Source organism: Levilactobacillus lanxiensis (assembly GCF_016861655.1).
Classification (GTDB): Bacteria; Bacillota; Bacilli; order Lactobacillales; family Lactobacillaceae; genus Levilactobacillus; species Levilactobacillus lanxiensis.
Genome location: NZ_BOLN01000011.1, coordinates 48,203 through 70,202 on the forward strand (window position 1 = coordinate 48,203; position 22,000 = coordinate 70,202).

Sequence of the window (22,000 nt, forward strand, 5' to 3'; positions counted from 1 at the left end):
GCCGGGAACGGACAGCGAAGCACACAGCTCACTATTTGATAAAAAATGAAGTAAAGATGGGGATGACGGACTTGCGAAAACAAATAGGACGACTGAAAGGCCTCCGGTGGCTAGCACTGGTGGCCAGTTTGGTGGCGGTTTTCACCTTGGCGGGGTGCCAAGCAACGACCCAGCCCAAGCAGTCCGGCAAAATCAACGTGGTGGCGACGCTAGGCTTTTATGGCGAAGCGGCGGAAGCGATTTTAGGTGATCAAGGCAACGTCCACACGATTATCAACAGTCCCAGTATCGACGCCGAGAGCTATGAGCCGGACGTGAAGACGGCTAAGCTGGTTGCTAAGGCCAACGTGGTGGTTGAGAATGGTCTGGGCTATGACAGCTGGATGGACCGCGTGGTGGCCGCAAATGAGGGCTCTGGGACGCAGACCTTGTCGATTGGCAAACTCATGGGCAAGACCACGGGGGACAATCCCCATCTGTGGTCGGACCCGACCGTGATGACGCAGGTCACGCAGCGGTTGGTCACCCAGTTCAGCCGCATCTCACCCAAGCACGCAGCTGATTTCAAACGCCGTGGGGCCGCTTACGAGAAGCAACTGGCCGTATTAACGAAAACGGCCAAGCAAATCAAACGTCACGCCCACGGGCAGAAGGTCGCTGTGAGTGAACCAGTCTTTGATCTGGCGTTGACCGCGATGGGCTACCAGGTCAGCGACGGTCATTTTGCCCAATCCATCGAGGAGGACAGTGACCCAACTCCGGCCGACATCACCCAATTACAAAAGCAGATCAAGCACCATCAAATTGCCTTTTTCGTGGAGAATACCCAAAACTCCAGTAAGAACGTGACCGCCATGGTCCAGCTCGCCCATAAGTACCACGTGCCCGTGGTTCAGGTGACGGAGACCATGCCGACCCACCAAACGTACCGGACCTGGATGCTGCAACAGTATCGCCAGGTCCAACGGATTCAGGAGGAGAATCGCTAATGACGGAACCAGCCATTTTAAAACTTGAAAATTTAGGCGTGACTTTCCCCAATCACCCGGTGTTTACTGACCTCAACCTGACGATTCATCAGGGGGAGTTCTGGAGCATCGTCGGGAAAAATGGGGTCGGGAAGACCACGCTGATGCGGGCCATCCTACACCAATTACGGCCGACGACGGGAAAGGTTTCCTACCTACCCAACGCCGGTGGGGTGAAGATCGGTTACGTCCCGCAATTTCGGAACATCGACAGTGATTATCCCTTGACTATCAAGGACTTCGTGGGGCTCAACCTGACCGGCTGGAAGTGGCCATGGTTGTCACGCAAGGAGCACGCGGAAATCGAACACATTTTAGCGGAGACGGGTCTGACAAAATTAGCGAAGCGGCCAATTGGCCAGGCGTCCGGTGGGGAGCGGCAGAAGGCCTACCTCGCGCAGGCGTTGGTGGAATCACCAAACCTGTTGATTTTGGACGAGTCGACGGCCAGTCTGGACCCGGTCACCAAGACCGAGTTGCTGGACCTGGTCATCGAGTTGAATCAGCGGCTCCATCTGACCGTGCTCTTCGTGACGCACGATATTCCGATGGCCCGTAAGTATAGTTCACAATACCTGATGTTAACGCCAGCCGGCGCCGAACAGGGCCCCATCAGTGGGTTGACGCAGGAAAAGGTCTGGGAGGGCGAGAAGAATGTTTAGTTATGAATTTATGCGCAACGCCTTCGCGGCCGGCACCATCATCGCCATCATTTGCGGTATCATGGGCGTCTTCGTGATTGCCCGGAACATGTCGTTCTTGACGCACACGTTGTCTGAAATTGGGTTCTCCGGCGCGGCCTTCGGGGTCTTTGCCGGCTGGGCACCACTGAACGGGATGCTCCTGTTCACGGTCATCAGCTCGGTCATCGTGGGGCAACTGAGTGCTCGCAGTGAACGGCGTGAGGCGGCCACCAGTGCCATCTCCGCGTTGTTTATTGGGCTAGGAATTTTGTTCCTGTCACTCGCTAATAAAAATGCGAGCTACGCCACCAGTATCCTGTTCGGGAGTGTCATCGGCATTAGTGCCAGCGACGTCCAGCAAATGTTGTGGCTGTCGATTCTGGTCCTGATCATCGTGTTCGTGATCTACCGGTTCTTGAAATTTGATTCGTTCGACCACACGGGTGCCCGGGTCAAGGGACTGTGGACTAACACGCTGTCCATCACGTTCTTGGTTCTGGTCGCGTTGAGTGTCAGTGTCGCCGCCCAAATCGTGGGTTCCCTGTTAATCTTCATCCTGTTGACGTTACCAGCCGCAACGGCGAAATACTTCGCCCACACGGTCGGCGGCATGATGATCTTAGCGGTCGGCTTAGCCTTGATTGGCGTCTGGGCGGGCCTCACGTTGAGCTACGTGACCAACTACCCCGTGTCGTTCTTTATCGCCGCCATTGAAGCCGTCTTTTACTTCTTGGCGCTGGGCTGGCAGAAGTTGCAAACGGCGGAATAGAGTGTGGAGCGAGCCGTTTAGGTCCTGAGCATTAACGTCGACTAAGTGATGACCCTGGGCTTGGGTCATTGCTTAGTCGGGGTTAAGCGCAGGGACCTGGCTCGCGGAACACGTTTCGGAGGATGCCAGGGCCGAAAACTGTTCCGTGTAGAACGAAATTAACGAACTAAGCAAATCTAAGTTGAGCGTAAAGTCTGAGGCTTGGGTCATTGCTTAGTCGGGGTTAAGCGCAGGGACCTGCCCCACGGAACACGTTTCAGAGGACGCCAGGGCCGAAAACTGTTCCGTGAAGAACAAGATTGGCGAACTGAACCAGTCTGAATTGAACGCAGGTCTCGGGTTGAAATGGGACTAAGTAATCCAATCGTTATCCATACCAAGCGACACTTAAATAAATTAAGCTAAAACTAAAGAGTTGGCCAAACCGGTCAGCTCTTTTTCCATACCCAGCGGTAATCACAAAGTGGTTAATCAATTTTGACGACGAATAAAATTTGCAAAAGGTTAACCCGCAACCCGAAAGTCAACGCCACCAAAAATCACAAAGACAACTGTCAGTGACTAGAGGCGGGTCAAGCAACCCAGCTGTGTCGGCGGTCTTAGCTGAGGTTTCCTACTCAGCTTAGCCCGCGGGACAACCTTTGAGACCGCCTTTTGGCTCAAAGTTGAGGTGGAAGCCCGCCCCACAGGCTGGAACCGGCCCCATAGCAGGGCTGCTTGAACCCGCCGTCGGGAACGGAAGGCAACAGCCAGTCCAGTAATTTGGAAGGTGGCGTAGACCAATCGCCCAACGAAATCGTCAAAAACAAGGAAAATATCCCGCTGATTTCTTAAATTTCCGCAAGTAATGTGAATTCTCACGAAAATGTAACGAAAAACCCGAACATTTATGCTAAAATTGGCTTTACAATTAACTCTAAAGAAATAGTTGAGGTGAAGAAGTTGAAAGTCAGAAGAAGTGACCGGTTGGTTGATATGACCCGGTATTTGTTGGAACGGCCGCATCAATTGGTGTCATTGACATTTTTTGCAGCGCGTTATGAGTCGGCTAAGTCTTCCATCAGTGAAGACCTGACCATTTTGAAACGCACCTTCCAAGCACGGGGGACGGGTCTCTTGGAGACGGTTCCCGGCGCTGCTGGTGGGGCACGGTTCATCCCCTACATTTTGCGGGAAGAAGCCGAACAATTTGTTGATGAAATGCGGACCGAACTGTCCGAAGCTGACCGCTACCTGCCAGGGGGCTACGTTTACATGTCCGATATCCTGGGGCGGCCCTCAGCTTTGCGTCAGATTGGGCGAATCTTAGCGACCCAGTACTTGAATCAGAATGTGGACGTCGTTGTGACGGTTGCCACGAAAGGGATTCCGTTGGCGCAAAGTGTTGCCAACTACCTGAACGTGCCATTTGTCATCGTGCGTCATGATTCACAAATCACGGAAGGCTCGACCGTTAGTGTGAACTACGTGTCCGGCTCAACCAAGCGTATCGAGCGGATGGCACTGTCTAAGCGCAGTGTGAAGCCAAACTCACGCGTGTTGATCGTCGACGATTACATGAAGGGTGGCGGGACCGTTGGTGGTCTGCGTTCTTTAGTCGATGAATTTGATTCACAATTGGCTGGCGTGGCCGTCTTTGCCGAAGGCGATTTTGCCGGGCAACGGACCGTTAGCAAGTATACGTCGTTACTGAAGATTCAGACGGCGGACGAACAGATTCGCGTTTCACAAGGGAACTACTTGACCCAAATCTTTGGCGACGAAAATTCCCAATTAAATTAGCTAGGAGATATTTGGAATGACTACCAGAAATACCATTATCCTCGCTGCCGGCAAGGGCACCCGGATGAAGTCGAAGCTGTACAAAGTGTTGCATCAGGTGTGTGGGAAGGCCATGGTCGACCACGTGTTGACCCAGGTCGAACAGACCAAGATGGATAAAATCGTGACGGTCGTGGGCTACGGTGCCGACGACGTGGAAGCCACGCTGGGCAAACGTACGCAATACGCGCTGCAAGCCAAGCAAATGGGAACTGGGCACGCGGTCTTACAGACGGAACCGATGCTCAAGGATGAAGAAGGCACCACGCTGATTGTCAGTGGGGATACGCCTTTATTCCGGGCAGAGACCTTCGACGACCTCTTCGCCTATCACGAAGCTAAGCACGCGGCGGCCACTATTTTGACCTCCGTTGCGCCAGATCCTACCGGTTACGGCCGGATTGTCCGCAACAACATCGGCATCGTCGAGAAGATTGTGGAACAAAAGGATGCCAGTTCCGAAGAACAAGAAATTCACGAAATCAATACTGGGGTTTACGTTTTCGACAACCAAAAGTTGTTCAAGGCACTTCACGAAACCTCTAACAACAACGCGCAGGGGGAATACTACCTGACCGATGTTATTGAAATCTTAAAGCGCCAAGGTGACATCGTCGCAGCCTACCAAATGACTGACTTCGATGAATCTATGGGGGTTAACGACCGAGTTGCTTTGTCTGCGGCCACGAAGATCATGCGCAAGCGGATCAACGAAGCCCACATGCGTAACGGGGTTACCCTGATCGACCCAGAAACGACTTACATTGATGCCGGCGTGAAGATCGGTGCCGACACCATCATTGAACCTGGCGTTCTGTTAAAGGGCGACACGGTGATTGGCGACGACTGCTACATCGGTGCGCACTCTGAATTACGGAATGCTAAATTAGCCGATCACGTGACGGTCACGTCCTCTCTGTTGGAAGACTCCGACATGGCTACGGGCTCAAACATTGGTCCTAACAGTCATTTGCGGCCAGAATCACACATCGGGCCAAAGGTTCACCTTGGCAATTTTGTCGAAGTGAAGAAGGCCACGATTGGTGAAGGCACCAAGGTGGGTCACCTGACTTACGTTGGGAACGCCAAGCTGGGCAAGAACATCAACGTCGGTTGTGGCGTGGTCTTCGTCAACTACGACGGCAAGAACAAGCACGAGACGGTCGTGGGCGACGACGCCTTCATCGGATCTAACTCGAACTTGGTTGCGCCATTGGATGTGGCGGACCACAGTTTCATCGCTGCCGGTTCGACGATTACCGACGCCGTAAATAAATACGACATGGCAATTGCCCGGGAACGTCAGACAAATAAGCCTAATTATTATCAAAAACTGCCATATCGTGGCGAAGATTAAGCCGAAGGTCTTGTGTTTCCCGACCCGATAGCATAAAATTGTTGTAGGAAATTCAGGCAGACTATAGGCTATTGGAGGAAATTATGGCTACGCAATATTTTGACCCTAAACTAAAGATTTTTGCGTTGAACTCCAACAAACCGTTGGCAGAAAAAATTGCTAACGAAGTTGGTGTCGAATTAGGGAAAACCTCGGTGGACCGATTCAGCGACGGCGAAATTCGAATTAACATCGAACAGAGTGTGCGGGGCAGTCACGTTTACGTGATTCAGTCCACGTCAGCACCCGTCAACGATAATTTGATGGAACTGTTGATCATGATCGATGCGTTACGACGGGCAAGTGCGGCTACCATCAACGTGGTCATTCCGTACTACGGCTACGCGCGGCAAGATCGTAAAGCGCGTTCCCGCGAACCAATCACGGCGAAATTAGTCGCTAACATGTTACAAACGGCCGGCGTGACCCGGGTCTTAGCATTAGACCTGCATGCCGCCCAAATTCAAGGATTCTTCGACGTTCCAGTTGACCATTTGATGGGTGCACCGCTCTTAGCGGACTACTTCATCAACAGTGGTTTGGCTGAAAATGCCGTTGTTGTATCACCTGACCATGGTGGTGTGACGCGGGCACGGGCGTTAGCTGAATTCTTGAAGGCCCCAATTGCCATCATCGACAAGCGGCGGCCAAAGGCAAACGTGGCTGAAATCATGAACATCATCGGTGATGTCAAAGGCAAACGCTGCATCATGATCGATGATATGATTGATACGGCCGGAACGATTACTTTGGGTTCGCAAGCCTTAATGGATGCGGGCGCCAAGGAAGTCTACGCTAGCTGTACCCACCCAGTCTTGTCCGGCCCAGCCATTGAGCGGATTGAGAAATCACCAATCAAGAAATTGGTTGTGACGGATTCCATTCAATTGACTGCCGACAAGCAAATCGATAAGATCGAACAAATTTCAGTCGGTCCGCTGATTGGTCAAGCCATCAAGCGAATCAACGAAAACCGGCCAGTCAGCCCATTGTTCAAGAACCGTTTCCGGAGTCACGAACAATAAAAAAGATACGGAGAGACTCAAGTGGCGCGGTGGTGCGTGGCTTGGGTCTTTTTTAGAGTGCGGAGCGAGCCGCTTAGACTCTGAGCATTAACGTGACTAAGAGAATATCCCCGCACTTGGGATATTTTCTTAGTCGGGTTAAGCGCAGGAGTCTGGCTCGCGTAGCACGTTTCAGAGGCTGCCAGGACCGGGAGAGTTCCGTGGAGAACCAGACAAATGGTTTAAAGCAATTTAGATGGAATACTTGGGGTCATTGCTTAGTCGGGGTTAAGCGCAGGGACCTGGCTCGTGGAACACGTTTCGGAGGCTGCCAGTATCGGGATGGTGCCGTGGAGAACAAGTCCAGATCACTAAAGCAATATTGGCGTCTGGGATATTTTCTTAGCCACGTTAAGCGCAGGAGTCTGCCCCGCGTAGCACGTTTCGGAGGCCGCCAGGACCGGGATAGTTCCACACAGAACTAATTTAACGAAATAAACGAGTATAATATTAACCACAAACCAGCACCACCAACCGAAAATCACCAAATAACCAAGTCAAAACAAAGGATGAAGCGAATGAAAAACTGGAAAAGAGCGGCGACCGGAACCGTAGCGGCGGGGCTGTTAGTTGCGTTAGTCATGAAAATTTTAGGCCAATCGTTTATGGTCATTGGGAACCTCTTGTTCATGGTGGGCTTAGTACTCATCATGTTCGGTGGCATTTGCGTTTTGGCTAAAGGTCATTTGTTTACCGGATGGCGGCACCTCTGGCATCGCAAGGAAAAGGTCGAGCCGCTGCCAGGTGAAAAGGTGCCGGTGCGGCAAGTGGCTAGTACGAAGAACGCGCCCATCGTGGTCAACACGTTGGCCCGCTTCGGACTAGTTAGTGGCGCCTGCTACCTGATCTTAGGGGTCGTTTTTACAATTTAACTTACTTTGAAGAGTCCTTGGTCGTGATGACTACGGGCTCTTTTTTTGACGAAAATTGCTGGCAAAATAAAAAATCGCCCAAATAGTTGGCGATTTTGGCAAAGTCAGTTTAGTTGGTTTGCTTGAGGTGTAAGAGATCGTGCAAAGCTGGATTTTTATTTTGGGGGTCATAGACCATGACGATTTGATAGTGTTGCGAGTCTAGGGCAAAGGGCCGGTAAACGATGTCCGGGGTGTCGGCGGGTCCATTTTCTAAGAGGCCAGCTGGATAGAATGCTACGGCTTGATTGAGGGCTACCAGCAACTGCATATGTTCGATGCTGGTCACGCGTAACACGTGGTCAGCTTGTTGGCCCTGAGGCAGGCTGGCGAGAAAGCTTTCCAGCAGAAAAGTTGAGCTTTCAGGGGTGTAGTATAAAATTGGCGTTTCCTGTAGGTCCGCCACGTTGATTTTGGTCTGTTGGGCGAGGGGGTTATCCCGGCTGAGTCCCAAGACCATTTCGCCGGTGAAGACGGGGAGTACGGTGAGACCGGTTGTTTCTGGAAGGGTGGTCTTCCCGTAGGCAATTGAGTAAGCAATATCCAAGGAGCCACGGTGAATACTCTTGATTAGATGTTCATTGCTTTCCTCACGAACGGTGACGTGAACGTCGGGATAGTTTTGGCTCAGGGCATGGACATCGTTCTTTAGTAAATGACTCTCAAAAATGGAGAAGTAACCAATCTGTAGCGTTTGACTGGTAAGCCGGTCCAGTCCGTGAAGTTCGTGAACGGCATTGTTGTAATGATTCACAATGTCTTGTGCCTCTGCCCAGAAGAATTGGCCTTGCGTATTGAGCGTGATGGCGTTGGCTTTACGTTGAAAGAGGGTGACGCCTAGCTCGGACTCAAGTTGCCGAATCTGTTTGGAGACGGCACGTTGCGAGATGAAATGCCGGTCGGCAACCTGCTTGAAACTGCCGTATTGCGCGACTTCGAGAAATAAATGAAGATGTTCTAAATCCACGATGCTTCCTCCTAGGGGTCTTATTTGGTTCGCCTGACGAATTCTTTTGTGACTATATTAACATATATTAACAGGTTAGAATGAAGTCATTCGTTAATCAATTAGTTCAACCGATATTTTTTTATAACCTATTGTGTATAAATTCACTAACAAAATGGAGGAATAATGATGTCTATCCCAAATGAAAAAAGTTACGATGTTGTCGTTGCTGGTACCGGTGCTGCCGGTATGTCAGCCGCTTTGACCGCTGCACAACAAGGCCTGAAGGTTTTATTGCTGGAAAAGGGTCACACGACTGGTGGAAGCAGTAACTATACGGAAGGCTTGTTCGCCGTTGATTCTTACTTACAAAAGGACGCTGGCATTCACGTTTCTGGGACGGAAGTCTTAAAGGAAGAAGTCGCCTACTCCAAGTACAAGGCCGATTCCAGAATTTGGCGGAAGTATGTCGATGCTAGTGCCGATAACGTGCAATGGTTAGCCGACCAAGGCGTTGAGTACGAAGGCGTTCAAGCAATGGGCGACGGTGAAGCCACCTGGCACATTTACAAGGGGATGGGGAACCAAGTCATTCACGGTGCCCTGCAGCCTAAAGCCGAAGAAGCTGGTGTCGAAATTTTAACGTCAACCTCAGCCCAAGGTCTGCATCGCAATGACAACGGTGAAATCGTGGCCGTTGATGTGAAGGATGAAGATTCTGGTAAAGTCGTTGAGATTCAAACACCTGCAGTTGTCATGGCCACGGGTGGTTACCTCAACAACCCTAAGATGATGTCAGAGTTAACAGCCTACGACACGGACCGTTTGATTCCCGTTAGTTCTGGCAAAGGAACCGGCGATGGGTTACAAATGGCCTGGGATGCGGGCGCTAAGCCTTCTGGTACGGGGACTGCAATGCTCTTTGGCGGTTACTTGAAAGATCCAGACGAACCTTCATTCAAGTTCATGGGCTCACAAATGAACGCAGCGGCCGGCCAACAACCTCTGCTGTGGGTCAATGAAAAGGGTGAACGTTTCGTTGATGAAAGTGTCGTTTACAACTTCTCCTACGCGGGTAACGCTATGTACACCCAAAACGCCGTCTACAGTATTCTGGATCAAGGCGTCATCGACCGGATGGCAACTGAAGGAAACTTCATGGGCTTAGGCGTTTACGTTAAGCGTGGTGAAAAGATGACGAAGCTCCAAGACGAAATTGATGCCGCCGTTGCTGCCGACAAGCCATTCATTTTCAAGGCGGACACGTTAGAAGAGTTGGCTGAGAAGATGCAACAGCCGGTTGCGCAACTTAGCCAGACGATTCACCAATACAACCAATCAGCCGAAAAGGGCGAAGATGACTTGTTTGGGAAGGATGCGGCCTACATGGTGCCGGTCAACCAAGGACCTTACTACGGCTTCAAGCTGAACACGGGGGCCTTCTGTACGATGGGTGGTCTACAAGTGACGCCAGAAAATGAAGTTCTGGATAACGATGGCCAAGTGATTCCTGGTCTGTACGCGGCCGGAAATGATTCTTCTGGTTTGGTTGGGGACACCTATGGTCCGAACATGCCAGGGACGTGCGTGGGTTACGCCTTCTACTCAGGGCGGAATGCCGGGCAAAGCATTGCCAGCTATTTAAAAGTGGCAGAGGAGACGGCCTGATGAAAATTATTGGTTTAGTTGGGAACAACGCCGACTTCTCTTACAATCGCTTATTGCTACAGTTCATGGCCCAACACTTTACGACGGACGTGACGATTGAGGTGCAGGAAATTAAAGAGCTGCCTTTATTCAACGAATCAACGGCCCAGCCAACGCCGGCATGTGTCATTGCCATGGCAGAAAAAATTGCGGCAGCAGACGGTGTGGTCATTGCGACACCGGAATATGACCACTCGATTCCAGCCAGCCTCAAGAATTGTTTGGAATGGTTATCCTACGCGGCACACCCCTTTGCAGATAAACCCGTGATGGTGGTCGGTGCATCACTCGGTCAACAGGGGACGTCATTCGCCCAAACGCAGTTACGAGAAATTTTAAATTCACCGGGCTTGAACGCGCACGTTCTGTCAGGCAATCAATTTATGCTGGGCTTCGCAAAACAACAATTCAACGAAGCGGGGCAGTTAACCGACGACCGGACACTGAAATTTTTGACGACGTGTTTTGAAACGTTCCAGCAGTTTATTCAAGCGCATCAGTTAGTTCCAGCCGAATAGGCAAATTAAATAGATCAGCTATGCGGGACACTTCCAGTTAGGGGGTGTCCCTTTTTCGTGGTCGTCCAGGGGCTTAACTAGCCTGATAGCCAATACGATTCCCCTATTCAGCGAACACTTGTTCTGATATAGTAGACCATACACCAGATGAAACTAGTGATATAACAGTGTTTGTGGGCAGGCTGAAGGAGGTTTCTATATTGAGCAGAAAAGGGTTCCCTTTGAATCGGGATTATGTATCAAAACCGGGAGAAATATTGGCGGAATCGTTGGCAGCTTTGGGCATTTCACCAGGCGAATTGGCCCATCGAACTGCCACGCCACCCGATTATGTTGCGGCGGTTCTGAGCGGGGATGCACGGGTAACGGTGGCTTTTGCGGAAAAATTGGCGACCGTCATCGCAATGAAACCGGGATTCTGGCTACGATTGGATAAAAACTACCAGTATTTCAAGAAGCATGGCCGTGAAATGCCCCCCATTTAAAAAAATAGGCCAACAAAAAATCGGAGCTTCCCGATGGACACTCCGATATCAGGGTTGCAGCATAGCAGCTATCTCCGCGCGGCACGGGCCACGGTCTCCGGTTAAACGACTTGATCGTCCAACTCACCAATTTCCTCGATCATGGTATCTAGTTCACTCTTGGATAGGGTGGAGGTTGTGAGGGCCTCGGCCATTTGGTCGGTCAAAACGGCAAGTTCGGCGTAAAAATGTTGGTTATCAATGAACTGCGCGTGCTTTCCCGTGATGAACCGGAGAGTATCGGCACAGCAGGTGGCACAGACGTTGGCCGAGCGTAGGTGGAGGATGTCTTGGATTTCATCCAAAGGCAGGCCCGCGCGTTTGAGACTATGGATGATGCGATAGGTGGTGAGGTCTTCGACCGTGTATTGGCGGTAATTGCCGTCGGTACGACCTGGCACAAGAATACCCATTTTCTCGTAGAAACGCAGGGTGTCTGGATGACAGTCCACCTTTTCAGCGAATTCTTTTATATTCATAAGCCATTCATCTCCTCTGATTGCGACAAGATTACCACGTGAGCCAATGATAGGGTTAAGAAATGCTATCCAGGTTGGAATTTTAACCGAGGTTCGGTGAGTTAATTAAAAAATCGACTTATCCGCTTAGCGGGTAAGTCGATAACGGGTCAGATTAGTTTTACTGTAGGGCATACTTCCGAATGGCGGCAGCAACACCATTTTCGGCGTTCGTCAGGGTGACTGCTTGGGCCGCTTCCTTGACCTCGTCGATAGCATTGCCCATGGCGACCCCTAAACCGGCGTACTTAATCATGGTCAGGTCGTTGCCTTGGTCACCTAAGGTCATCACGTCGTCAGCGGTCAGCCCCAACTGGGTAACCAATTCGCCCAGGGTGCCCCCCTTGCTGGCGTGATTGTTCATGACTTCGATAAAGTAGGGCGCACTTTGAACCACGCTGAAGCGCTCCTTAAAACTCTGTGGCATGTTGGCCTTAACCCGGTCAATCACAGCAGGGTCGTCAACGAACATAGCCTTAGAAATCGTCAGGTCACGGGGTGTTTCGCTAACTTCGCGGTACCGAATCAACATCCGGACCAGGTAGCTTTCCGCGATGGTGTAGGCACTGATGTTTTTGTTGGCCGTGTAAATGTAGTCGGGCGTTTCGATTTGGAAATGTGATTGGAGTTTGCGGGACAAACTTTCCAGGTCAATGTAGTCGTCATAGGTCAATGAATGATTGGTCAGGACCTTGCCCGAAATCGTTTGGGCGACGGAACCATTAAAGGTGATGGCGTATTGGTCGTCACCGCTGATTTCCATGGCGTCGAGGTAAGGTTGGACCCCGGTCAGAGGCCGCCCGGTACACAGAACGACCTTGATGCCTTGGGCTTTGGCTGCTTGTACGGCGTCAATCGTTTCTTGGGCCAACTCGTTTTTTTCGTTGAGTAGTGTGCCGTCGATGTCAATCGCAATTAATTTGATGGTCATGGATGCGTCTCCTTTAGGTAATTAAAGTGATAGTGCGTATTTCAAAATGGCGTTTGCTACACCGTCTTCGGCATTACTGCCGGTAACGGCATCGGCCGCGGCTTGCACCGTTGCCGTGGCGTTACCCATGGCGACGCCTAAGCCGGCGGCCTGGAGCATTGGCAAATCATTTTCACCATCCCCGATGGCCATGGTCTCGTCAGCGGTAATGTTTAGCCGCTCGGCGAGTTCCGTGAGGGCCGCGGCCTTGCTAACGTGGTGGTTAAGGACCTCGATGAAATGTGGGTCCGTCCGAACCACGTAGAACTGGTGATGCAGTGCAGGTGGTAAGGTCTGCTCGAAGTGGTCGATGACGTCTTTCTCGTCAATGTAGACGAAGGTCAGTAGATCCTCCCCAGCAGGAATCTTATCGGCCGGTTGGTAGTTTAATGGCAAATGGACTAACCGACTCTCACGAATCGAGTAGGCACTGGCTGGCCGATTGGGTGTGTAAATGGCTTGGGGGGTAATTAAATGGTAGTGCACCTCTGAGTGATCAGCCAGGTCGGCCAGACGTTCGGCGTCATTTAAGCTAAGTGAATGGGTGATCAGCGGGTGCCCACTGGTGGTTTGAATCGACGCACCATCGTGGGTGATGACGTATTGGTCGTCACCGGTTAAATCGAGCATATCTAAGTAGGGTTGCACCCCAGCGAGGGGGCGACCGCTACAGAGAACGACCTTGATGCCGGAAGCGGTCGCTGCCTTAATGGCGTCGATGGTGGAGAGCGCTAATTTATTATTGGGTGTGAGTAAGGTGCCGTCAATATCGAGTGAAATGAGTTTAACCGTCATGCTTAGGACTCCTTGGGTTGAATCAATTGGTTGTTCTGAATGTAGGTGCCGAATTCATCATAGATGGGCTGGAAGAGCTCGGGGGCATCGTTGCCGGGGTTCAACATTTCTTTAGGGAAGAAGAACCGTTGGTCACCCGAGAATTTGCCACGAATGGCGTTGACTAAGTCGGAAACCGTGGACAGTTCTAGTAAAGTACCATCGGGTTCTTGTAGCTCAATCTGGGTCAACGGGTAAGTCATCTTCGGATCGTAGGCATCATCGTAAGGCAGGTCGTAACTGTTATCGGTGGCCGTATAGTAGTCCGTGTTAAAGCCCACGGAACGAATCATTTGGCGCAGCTGTGGTAACAGGGCCTTGGTCGTCTCTGAGTATTCAGCACTCTTTAGCGGCTTACGGTCGAGGAAACGATGGGCCAAGTCAGCCAGAATCTCATCTGGAGATTGGCGCCAGTGAATGAAGTAGGTCGTCAGAACACCGTCGTCGAGGTTTAAATAATCTTGCAAGTCAAATTCATGATTGAAGAACGGCAGGAGCAAATGGGGGATGAAACTCTCATCCGTTTCGTTGGCTTGGTACAGTTCGTTGGCCCGGCCTAAGAGGTGGTCTAAGATAACTTCCATGGATCGAGAGACCGGGTGGAAGTAGACTTGTTGATACATTTGGAAACGACTGACAATGTAATCTTCAACCGCGTGCATCCCGTTCATGGCAAAGGCAATGCCATCCTTGTAAGGCCGCATCACCCGCAGAATTCGGGTTAGATCAAACGTTCCATATTGGGTCCCCGTGTAGTAGGCGTCCCGCAAGAGATAATCCATCCGGTCAGCATCAATCTGGCTGGAGATCATTTGGACCACCTGGGGATTTGGATAAGTCTTTTGAATCACACTGGCAACTTCGGCCGGGAAGGTTGGACTGACCCGGCGGAGTACCTGGTTGACCTCGGTTTCCGGTGAGGTCAGGATTTCAACGGTGATGGCTTCATGGTTGGTATGGAAAATATGTTCAAAGGTGTGGGAGTACGGGCCATGGCCGATGTCATGGAGTAGCGCGGCACATAGCGCGGTCAGCCGTTCATTGTCGTCCCAGCCGCCATCCCCGGGCGTCTTGGTCGGGTAATTTCGTTGAAAGTTATCACAGATTTGCCGGGTGATTTCGTAAACGCCCAACGAATGTGTGAAGCGAGAATGTTCTGCCCCGTGGAAGATCAGTGAGGCGGTTCCCAATTGCTTGATGCGACGTAGCCGCTGGAACTCGCGGGTATTGATCAGGTCAAGAATAATTTGGTGTTGCACGTAAATGTAGTTGTGCACGGGATCCCGGAAAACTTTCTCCCGGGGGAGCCGTTGTTGGGCATAAGTCACACTGATTCCTCCTTGCTAGTTTGAAGTGAGCCGTGGTTGGCGGCGGGCCATTTGGGCCGTGGCGTGGTCGAGCGCTGTCGTGAATTTAGGCGTGGCCATCAAGGTGGCAAGCTTTTCACGACCGACGTGCAGGCCGGCCGATTCTGCCGCGGTGATAAAGCGTTGTTCCGCGTCGGCAACTGTTAAGTCTTGGTGCAGTAATGCTGAAGTCGTGGTCATGACTTCAGGGTCGACGTCGGGGAAGCCCCATTTATTCTCGGCATCCCCGAGACCAGCCTGGTAAAAGTCCCGAATCAGTTGACCACGAGCGGGCTGATCACCGTTCACACCCAGGTACAGCATGGTGACCAGCGCATGCGGACTCCGCCGTTGGGCGATTCCCGCAATCTTATGACCGTCGACGCTTAGGTCGTAGTCACCGGGGCAGTAAGACCGAGTAATTTCATAGTGCTTCAAGGTCAGTTCAGGCCAGGCGGCGTCAACCAACGTGGTCATTTGCGCGTAGGCGGCTTCCACACTAATTGGTGGGGTGGTCAGTGGGGCAAACAGCGAGACGTTTAACACCCCGGCATCGCTGACGACGGCCAGGCCGCCAGAATTACGAAGAACGTAATCGTAGTCGTGAGCCTGAACGGCACTGACAGCCGCTGTCAGGTCGGGAAGCCGTTTATCCTTCAGTCCCATGATAACGGTCGGCTGCATGGTCCAGAAGTGCAGTATGGGCTCCTGAAGGTCAACAACGAGGTCTAGGAGCGCATTGGTGTAACCAAAAGCTTGATTTTTATTGTCCGCCGGGATCGGTGTGGTCACGGTTTGAATCGTATCTGTGGGGAGGTCAAAGGGAAACATGGCGCCCGCCTTCTTTCGTTCAGTATCTTCAACCTCTCATTATACTAGAAAACGCTTGCGCCGTCATGGTCCGGACCAGTTCTTACCCGGGGCTTAATCTCGGGGCGGATGGCGGAAAACTGTCCGGAACAGGAAATCAAGATAATTGGTAGGCTTTCCGCTGAAAATGAACTATAATTAACCCAGACAATTCGCGGAAAGGAAGTGTGCAAATGGATCAATTATCTACGGGCGTGCCCGTCATGATTCACTTGGAGACGCACATCAAGCAAGACCAGGACGTTTCCGACTACCGCTTGGATGTGGATGGTCAGTTAGTCCAGATGGGGCACAACCTGTATTTACGGTACTTAGAGCCCAACAAAGAGACCGGTGAACAAACACCCGTGACCATGAAATTTACCCCGGAAGGTGACGTGCATTTGACGCGGAACGCCGAGGCAGAATTACGCCTGCACTTTGTGAGTGGCAAGCGGGTCACGGCCCGGTACAACACGCCCTATGGCATGTTGCCGATTGAAACGGTCACGCCTTACTTGGAAACGAGTTTCAAGGAGAAACCGTTTAGTGGCAACGTTAAAATTGATTATTTACTCTACGCAAATGATGATCTGGTCGGAAACTACAAGATTCGATTGCAATTTACGGCATAAACGAGTATCATATTTCGTAGACTGTGGAAAGGACGTGCACCAGTTTGGAATTAAAAGTCTTTGAGGGCCAGAATAAAAAGGAATTATCAATGATCGAAGTTGCTCACGCCATTTTGTCTCAGCACGGCGACGTGATGGGGTTTGCCGATTTGGCTAACGCCGTCCAATCATATTTGGGCGACAGCGACGAAGAAATTCGTGACCGGCTGTCCCAATTCTATACGGATTTAAATGTCGATGGTAGTTTCATTTCTCTGGGTGATAACCTTTGGGGACTGCGAACTTGGTATCCGTTTGAATCCATCGATGAAGCCACCGTTCATGCCGAGGAAGATGAAGATCAACCTAAGCGTAAGAAGCGGAAGAAGGTTAACGCCTTCTTGGCTGATACGACCGATGACGATGACGTGATCGATTACGACGATGATGATCCGGAAGATGACGACACCACCAGCACTTACAGTGACGATGATGACGATGACACCACCGGTTCAACGGCGCCAGATCTGGGCAAGCTCCAGACCGGCTTAGGCATCGACGACGATGATGAAGAAGATGACACGGAAGAAATTCCGGACGGTATCGAAGACCAGCTTTCCCAAATGGAAGCACCGGACGACGATGACGAGAATCTCGACTTCTCCGCCGATGACGATGAAGACGATGATGATGAAGACGACGAAGAACAGAAATAATTTCTGAACTTCGCTTGACCTCCTGCCCAAAAGCAGGTATTATATTTTTTGGGCTCCTTGCTACTTGTAGCGAGGACAACTGGACGGTAAGCTCCCTATTCGCTATGGATAGGGAGCTTTTTTTATAGTTTTCCGACCCTAAATAATCTTACGAGGAGTTTGCACATGACCAAATATATTTTTGTGACTGGCGGCGTGGTTTCATCACTAGGTAAGGGGATTGTGGCCGCTTCCCTAGGACGGTTGTTAAAAAACCGTGGTTTAAACGTGACCATTCAAAAATTCGATCCTTACATTAACGTGGATCCCGGTACGATGAACCCCTACCAACATGGGGAAGTCTTCGTCACCGACGATGGGACCGAAACAGATTTGGACTTAGGCCATTACGAACGGTTCATCGATAACAACTTGAACAAATATTCGAACGTCACGACTGGTAAGATTTATTCGGAAGTTTTGGAAAAAGAACGGCGCGGCGACTACTTAGGCGCGACGGTTCAAGTCATTCCGCACATTACTGGGATGATCAAGGAAAAGATTATGCGCGCTGGTAAGACGCTGGGCGCAGACTTTGTCATTACCGAAATCGGTGGGACCGTTGGGGATATCGAATCACAACCCTTCCTGGAAGCCATTCGGCAAATGAAGGCAGAAGTTGGCGACGAGAACGTGGTTTATATTCACACGACACTGGTCCCAACGCTGCACGCGGCTCACGAAATGAAGACCAAGCCAACGCAACATTCTGTTCGGGAATTGCGGAGCATCGGGATTCAACCAAACATTTTGGTTGTCCGGACCGAAGCCCCAATCACCGACGAGATGCGGCGGAAGATTGCGTTGTTCTGTGACGTGAAGCCATCATCCGTCATCGAATCCATGGATGTGTCAACCATCTACTCGATTCCTTTGCGGTTACAAGACCAAGGGTTAGACCAGATTGTCTTGGATCATTTCCAAGTCAAGGCCCCTAAGGCGGATATGACCCAGTGGGCCGCAATGGTGGATCACATGCAAAACTTAACGCGGACTATCAAGATTGCTTTGGTTGGGAAATACGTGGCGTTGCATGATGCCTACATTTCCGTTGACGAAGCTTTACAACATGCTGGTTATCCAGTGGATGCTAACATTGATTTGAAGATGATTGATGCCGAAGAAATTACCGACGACAACGTCCAAGATATGTTGGGCGACGCTGACGGTATCATTGTCCCTGGTGGTTTCGGTGACCGAGGAATCGAAGGCATGATCACGTCCATCAAGTATGCTCGGGAACAAGACGTGCCATTCTTGGGAATTTGTCTGGGAATGCAAGTGGCCAGCATCGAATTTGCCCGCGATATTCTGGGCTACAAGGATGCCAACTCCACTGAAATGGACCCCAGCACGACGCACAAGATCATTGATCTGATGGCCGACCAAGCCGACGTCCACGAAATGGGTGGGACCCAACGGTTGGGCCTGTACCCTTGCAAGCTGAAGCCAGGCAGTGTCGCTGCCGCAGCTTACGACAATCAGCCAATGGTTGAGGAACGTCACCGTCACCGGTACGAATTTAACAACCAATACCGTGAAGAGATGGCAGCCAAGGGCCTGGTCTTCTCAGGAACCTCACCTGATGACCACCTGGTAGAAGTCATTGAATTACCAAAGAAGAAATTCTTCGTGGCCGCTCAATACCACCCAGAATTTTTGTCACGACCAGAACGTCCGGAAGGGTTATTCCGGGACTTCATCGCGGCAGCTAGTAAGGAAGTTAAGGATTAGAGTGCGGAGCGATCCGCTTAGACTCTGAGCATTAGCGAAGAAAGAGCTTCTGGTCGACAACGTCGGCCAGGAGCTCTTTCTTTTGCTAAGCGCAGGAGTCTGGCTGTTTCGGACAAGAGCGATACGAAGGGCGGTTAGCTGGCGAGCATTAACGGCTTTAAGTGAATGACCCCGGGCCTGGGTCGTTTGCTTAAAAGGGGTTAAGCGGAACCAGTTGCCCGGTAGTAACGTGTTTCAAAGGCCGCAAGTTTCCGAACATAATAGCGAGAGCAAAGTTAGCGGTTTACGTCAGTATCTTCAGCAAATTGCCCTTCGACCAGCGAATGCCTGGTAGGACAAGGGTTATAAACAACCACCTGTGAATAACTTTCCTCAGACTACCTGAACTCAGCAGAATATCCCCAAGAGCGAGCACTTATCCCCAAAACTGTCCACAAACGCACATAACCGCAACAAAAAACTGCGCCACCCCCAACTCCGGGAGTGACGCAGTTTTCAATTGATCACTATTTTTATTCAGAACGCAAAGCGGTAGCGGCATCTTTCTTAGCCGCCATTCGAGCTGGGATGTGCCCACCCAACATCGTCAGGACGGTACTGATGATAATCAGCACGATCCCGTGAACGGGGTTAAGGTGTGCCACATTACTCAGGTCGGTGATGCTCTTCAACACAATGTTGATTGGGAACGTCAACAGCCAAGCAATGACGACACCCAGAGCACCGGAGCCGACACCGAGAATGAACGTTTCGGCATCAAAGACACGGGTGATATCTTTCTTCCGAGCCCCTAAGGCCTTCAGAATCCCGATTTCCTTGGTCCGTTCCAGTACGGAGGTGTAGGTGATGATGGCAATCATGATCATACTAGTGACCAGAGAAATCCCGGCAAAGGCGACCAGCACGTAGGTGATGGCATCCATCAGCCCACCCGTCAAGCTGGAAACCGTCCCAGCCATGTCGGTGTAGATCACTTTATCGGACTTGCTCTTACCCTTGTTGTACTTGTCCAAGTACGTCAACACTTTATCCTTGTTCTTGAACGTGTTGGGGTAGATTAGAATGCTGGCTGGGGTGGTGGAGCCACCAAGGTAGCTGATCAAGGACTTCTTGGTCGTGCTATCAACCGTTTGGCCAGTCATGACGTTATCACTAGCCTTCTTTTGGGCCTTAACGATTTTGGAATCTTTGTTGTCTTTAATGACGTTTTGGGTCAACTTATCGCTGTAAGCAATCCCGGAAGCCAAGACGTTTTCGGAAGACTTCGCCTTAACTTTCACAATACCCGCAATCTTGAGGGTCGTGTTATGGCTGTTGTTGTACAGGGAGTTAGTAGCCTTGTTTGGCAGATAGTTCCCGGTTGGCAAGCTTTGGTAGTAATCGTTGTTGTTCACGATCTTCATCTTGGTGCCGACAATCTTGTTGTAGTTAAAGGTCTGGTTGTTCTTCACTGTGTACCCCAGGTTCTTCAACGCGTTGATGTTGGTGGAGCCATCGCGGTCAACGATTAAGATGACGTCGTTGGCGCTCTTCGGATAGGTTCCGGACACCAGCTTGTAGTGTTTCTTCAGGAAGTTGGTCCCGCCATCGTTTGCACTAGGGTAAACGGAACCGCCGACCCCGGTCGAGGCACTCATGGCCGTTTGCATGGCACTGGCACTGCTGGAGCCGCTGTTATCAACGTTGGAGAAGGATACCGTTTTCGTCTCCCCGTTGACTTGGCGCAGGAGGTTCATCCCAGTCGAGTAGGTGTACGTGACGTTCTTACTCAACTTGGTATCGAGATTTTTAACATAATTTAAGTAGCTCTTGGTAAGCTTATTGGTGTGGGTCGCCTTGTCTTGCTGGCTGACCTTGGCCGTGACGACCTTCTTGTTATTCGCCTTGACCGTATCGTTGGACTGTCCCGTGGTACTCGTGGCCGTCTGTGAAATGGTGACGGGGAACTGAGCCAACGTATTTGCCTGCGTCTTGTTGATTTGCGCCTGGAACCCATTGGAGAGGGCCAAGACGATGGCAATCCCAATAATCCCGATACTGGAGGCGAAGGCGGTCAGCGCGGTCCGGCCTTTCTTGGTCCGAATGTTGTTAAATGACAGCTTCAAGGCCGTCCAGAACGTCATCCGAGTCTTCTTCAATTCAAATTGTTGGGCGTCGGTGTGTTCGTCGTAGGGGTTGGAATCGTGTTGAATCTTCCCATCGGCAAATTCGATGATCCGGTCGGCGTATTGACGGGCCAGGTCAGGGTTATGGGTGACCATGATAACTAACCGTTCCGCAGAGAGTTCCTTGATCAGCTGCATGATTTCTTCACTGGTCTCGGTATCCAGGGCACCGGTTGGTTCGTCACACAACAGAATTTCGGGCTCGTTCGCAATGGCCCGCGCAATGGCGACCCGTTGTAATTGCCCACCAGACAGTTGGTTAGGCTTCTTGTTGATGTGGTCGGACAGGCCGACGCGGTCGAGGGCCTTCAGCGCCTTTTCTTTCTTCTCGGCGTTGGAGACACCACTCAGTGTCATCCCCATTTCCACGTTGTCCAGGATGCTCAGGTGACTGATGATGTTGTAGCTTTGGAAAATGAACCCGACGGAATTGTTCCGGTAGGCGTCCCAATCGGCTTCAGAGAAGTCCTTGGTGGATTTTCCTTCAATGGCAAGATCCCCGGAGTCGTAAATATCCAGGCCACCAATGCCGTTCAGCATGGTCGTCTTCCCGGAACCACTGGGACCGAGGATAGCGACGAACTCCTGTGAACGGAACGCCACGGAAACATCGTCGAGGGCCTTCGTGACGGAATCACCCACGTAGTAATATTTCTTAATATGTTTTAGTTCCAGCATTTTAAAATAATCCTTCCATATTTTGGCTTTCGGCTGTTGCTCAGGCTATTTTTCTGATAAAATAAACATTAATGCAACACCGTGTCTAATATCATAAAAATAAATTGTGGTCGTGACAACCGTCAATGTCGACGGATTTGTCGTGAACACAACAAAATTTATGAAAATGT

General features: G+C 51.0%; 20 protein-coding genes. 13 read left to right on the forward strand and 7 right to left on the reverse strand.

Features of this window, described 5'->3' with window-relative positions; translation table 11 throughout:
• The first annotated feature begins 62 nt into the window (after positions 1-62).
• The 7 genes from JUF22_RS12475 to JUF22_RS12505 all read left to right on the forward strand — a co-directional run bounded on the left by JUF22_RS12475 (position 63) and on the right by JUF22_RS12505 (position 7,633).
• On the forward strand, positions 63-989 hold the full coding sequence (locus JUF22_RS12475) for a metal ABC transporter solute-binding protein, Zn/Mn family (protein WP_203646765.1): 927 nt from the start codon (positions 63-65) through the stop codon (positions 987-989).
• A complete protein-coding gene (locus JUF22_RS12480; protein ID WP_125765469.1) occupies positions 989-1,690 on the forward strand; it encodes a metal ABC transporter ATP-binding protein in 702 nt (233 codons plus the stop codon). The genes JUF22_RS12475 and JUF22_RS12480 overlap by 1 nt, the downstream gene beginning before the upstream one ends.
• Positions 1,683-2,480, forward strand: coding sequence for a metal ABC transporter permease (locus JUF22_RS12485; RefSeq protein ID WP_203639456.1), 798 nt, complete (start codon positions 1,683-1,685; stop codon positions 2,478-2,480). The genes JUF22_RS12480 and JUF22_RS12485 overlap by 8 nt, the downstream gene beginning before the upstream one ends.
• Before the next feature lie 942 nt (positions 2,481-3,422).
• Positions 3,423-4,262 (forward strand): pur operon repressor, encoded by an 840-nt coding sequence (gene purR / locus JUF22_RS12490; RefSeq protein WP_125765471.1) that lies wholly within the window; start codon positions 3,423-3,425, stop codon positions 4,260-4,262.
• Positions 4,263-4,278: 16 nt separating this feature from the next.
• The gene (gene glmU, locus JUF22_RS12495; protein WP_203646767.1) at positions 4,279-5,658 is read left to right on the forward strand and encodes a bifunctional UDP-N-acetylglucosamine diphosphorylase/glucosamine-1-phosphate N-acetyltransferase GlmU; all 1,380 of its coding nucleotides are present in this window, start codon (positions 4,279-4,281) and stop codon (positions 5,656-5,658) included.
• Between the two features lie 83 nt (positions 5,659-5,741).
• Positions 5,742-6,722 carry a ribose-phosphate diphosphokinase gene (locus JUF22_RS12500; protein ID WP_203646769.1) on the forward strand — a complete coding sequence of 327 codons (981 nt, stop codon included), beginning with the start codon at positions 5,742-5,744 and terminating at the stop codon, positions 6,720-6,722.
• A 557-nt stretch (positions 6,723-7,279) separates the two neighbouring features.
• Positions 7,280-7,633, forward strand: a complete 354-nt coding sequence (locus tag JUF22_RS12505; RefSeq protein WP_203646771.1) for a DUF3899 domain-containing protein — start codon at positions 7,280-7,282, stop codon at positions 7,631-7,633.
• Positions 7,634-7,742: 109 nt separating this feature from the next.
• On the opposite strand, the gene JUF22_RS12510 is transcribed toward JUF22_RS12505, so the two are convergent.
• A complete protein-coding gene (locus JUF22_RS12510) occupies positions 7,743-8,639 on the reverse strand; it encodes a LysR family transcriptional regulator (RefSeq protein ID WP_203646773.1) in 897 nt (298 codons plus the stop codon).
• Positions 8,640-8,807: 168 nt separating this feature from the next.
• Here JUF22_RS12510 and vprA point away from each other — a divergent pair, with 168 nt between their 5' ends.
• From vprA to JUF22_RS12525, 3 genes are all read left to right on the forward strand, one after another.
• Complete coding sequence (gene vprA / locus JUF22_RS12515) at positions 8,808-10,286, forward strand: vinyl phenol reductase (protein WP_203646782.1); 1,479 nt, start codon at positions 8,808-8,810, stop codon at positions 10,284-10,286.
• The gene (locus tag JUF22_RS12520) at positions 10,286-10,843 is read left to right on the forward strand and encodes an NADPH-dependent FMN reductase (RefSeq protein ID WP_203646784.1); all 558 of its coding nucleotides are present in this window, start codon (positions 10,286-10,288) and stop codon (positions 10,841-10,843) included. The genes vprA and JUF22_RS12520 overlap by 1 nt, the downstream gene beginning before the upstream one ends.
• A 200-nt stretch (positions 10,844-11,043) precedes the next feature.
• A complete protein-coding gene (locus tag JUF22_RS12525) occupies positions 11,044-11,328 on the forward strand; it encodes a helix-turn-helix transcriptional regulator (protein WP_203646786.1) in 285 nt (94 codons plus the stop codon).
• 101 nt (positions 11,329-11,429) lie between these two features.
• Here JUF22_RS12525 and JUF22_RS12530 read toward each other — a convergent pair whose 3' ends face one another.
• The 5 genes from JUF22_RS12530 to JUF22_RS12550 form a co-directional block, all read right to left on the reverse strand.
• Positions 11,430-11,846 carry a MerR family transcriptional regulator gene (locus JUF22_RS12530; RefSeq protein WP_203646788.1) on the reverse strand — a complete coding sequence of 139 codons (417 nt, stop codon included), beginning with the start codon at positions 11,844-11,846 and terminating at the stop codon, positions 11,430-11,432.
• Between the two features lie 160 nt (positions 11,847-12,006).
• Complete coding sequence (yidA, locus tag JUF22_RS12535; protein ID WP_203646790.1) at positions 12,007-12,816, reverse strand: sugar-phosphatase; 810 nt, start codon at positions 12,814-12,816, stop codon at positions 12,007-12,009.
• A 21-nt stretch (positions 12,817-12,837) separates the two neighbouring features.
• A complete protein-coding gene (locus JUF22_RS12540) occupies positions 12,838-13,650 on the reverse strand; it encodes a Cof-type HAD-IIB family hydrolase (RefSeq protein ID WP_203646792.1) in 813 nt (270 codons plus the stop codon).
• A 2-nt stretch (positions 13,651-13,652) separates the two neighbouring features.
• Positions 13,653-15,017: an HD domain-containing protein gene (locus tag JUF22_RS12545; RefSeq protein ID WP_308439820.1), complete on the reverse strand. Its 1,365-nt coding sequence runs from the start codon at positions 15,015-15,017 to the stop codon at positions 13,653-13,655.
• Positions 15,018-15,032: 15 nt separating this feature from the next.
• Complete coding sequence (locus JUF22_RS12550; RefSeq protein ID WP_203646794.1) at positions 15,033-15,866, reverse strand: lipoate--protein ligase family protein; 834 nt, start codon at positions 15,864-15,866, stop codon at positions 15,033-15,035.
• Between the two features lie 212 nt (positions 15,867-16,078).
• Between JUF22_RS12550 and JUF22_RS12555 the strand changes: the two genes are divergently transcribed.
• The 3 genes from JUF22_RS12555 to pyrG all read left to right on the forward strand — a co-directional run bounded on the left by JUF22_RS12555 (position 16,079) and on the right by pyrG (position 18,987).
• On the forward strand, positions 16,079-16,519 hold the full coding sequence (locus JUF22_RS12555) for a YwiB family protein (protein WP_203646796.1): 441 nt from the start codon (positions 16,079-16,081) through the stop codon (positions 16,517-16,519).
• Between the two features lie 44 nt (positions 16,520-16,563).
• Complete coding sequence (rpoE, locus tag JUF22_RS12560) at positions 16,564-17,214, forward strand: DNA-directed RNA polymerase subunit delta (protein WP_203646798.1); 651 nt, start codon at positions 16,564-16,566, stop codon at positions 17,212-17,214.
• 165 nt (positions 17,215-17,379) lie between these two features.
• Positions 17,380-18,987 carry a CTP synthase gene (pyrG, locus tag JUF22_RS12565; protein ID WP_203646800.1) on the forward strand — a complete coding sequence of 536 codons (1,608 nt, stop codon included), beginning with the start codon at positions 17,380-17,382 and terminating at the stop codon, positions 18,985-18,987.
• Positions 18,988-19,499: 512 nt separating this feature from the next.
• Here pyrG and JUF22_RS12570 read toward each other — a convergent pair.
• On the reverse strand, positions 19,500-21,830 hold the full coding sequence (locus JUF22_RS12570; protein WP_203646802.1) for an ABC transporter ATP-binding protein/permease: 2,331 nt from the start codon (positions 21,828-21,830) through the stop codon (positions 19,500-19,502).
• Positions 21,831-22,000 lie beyond the last annotated feature (170 nt).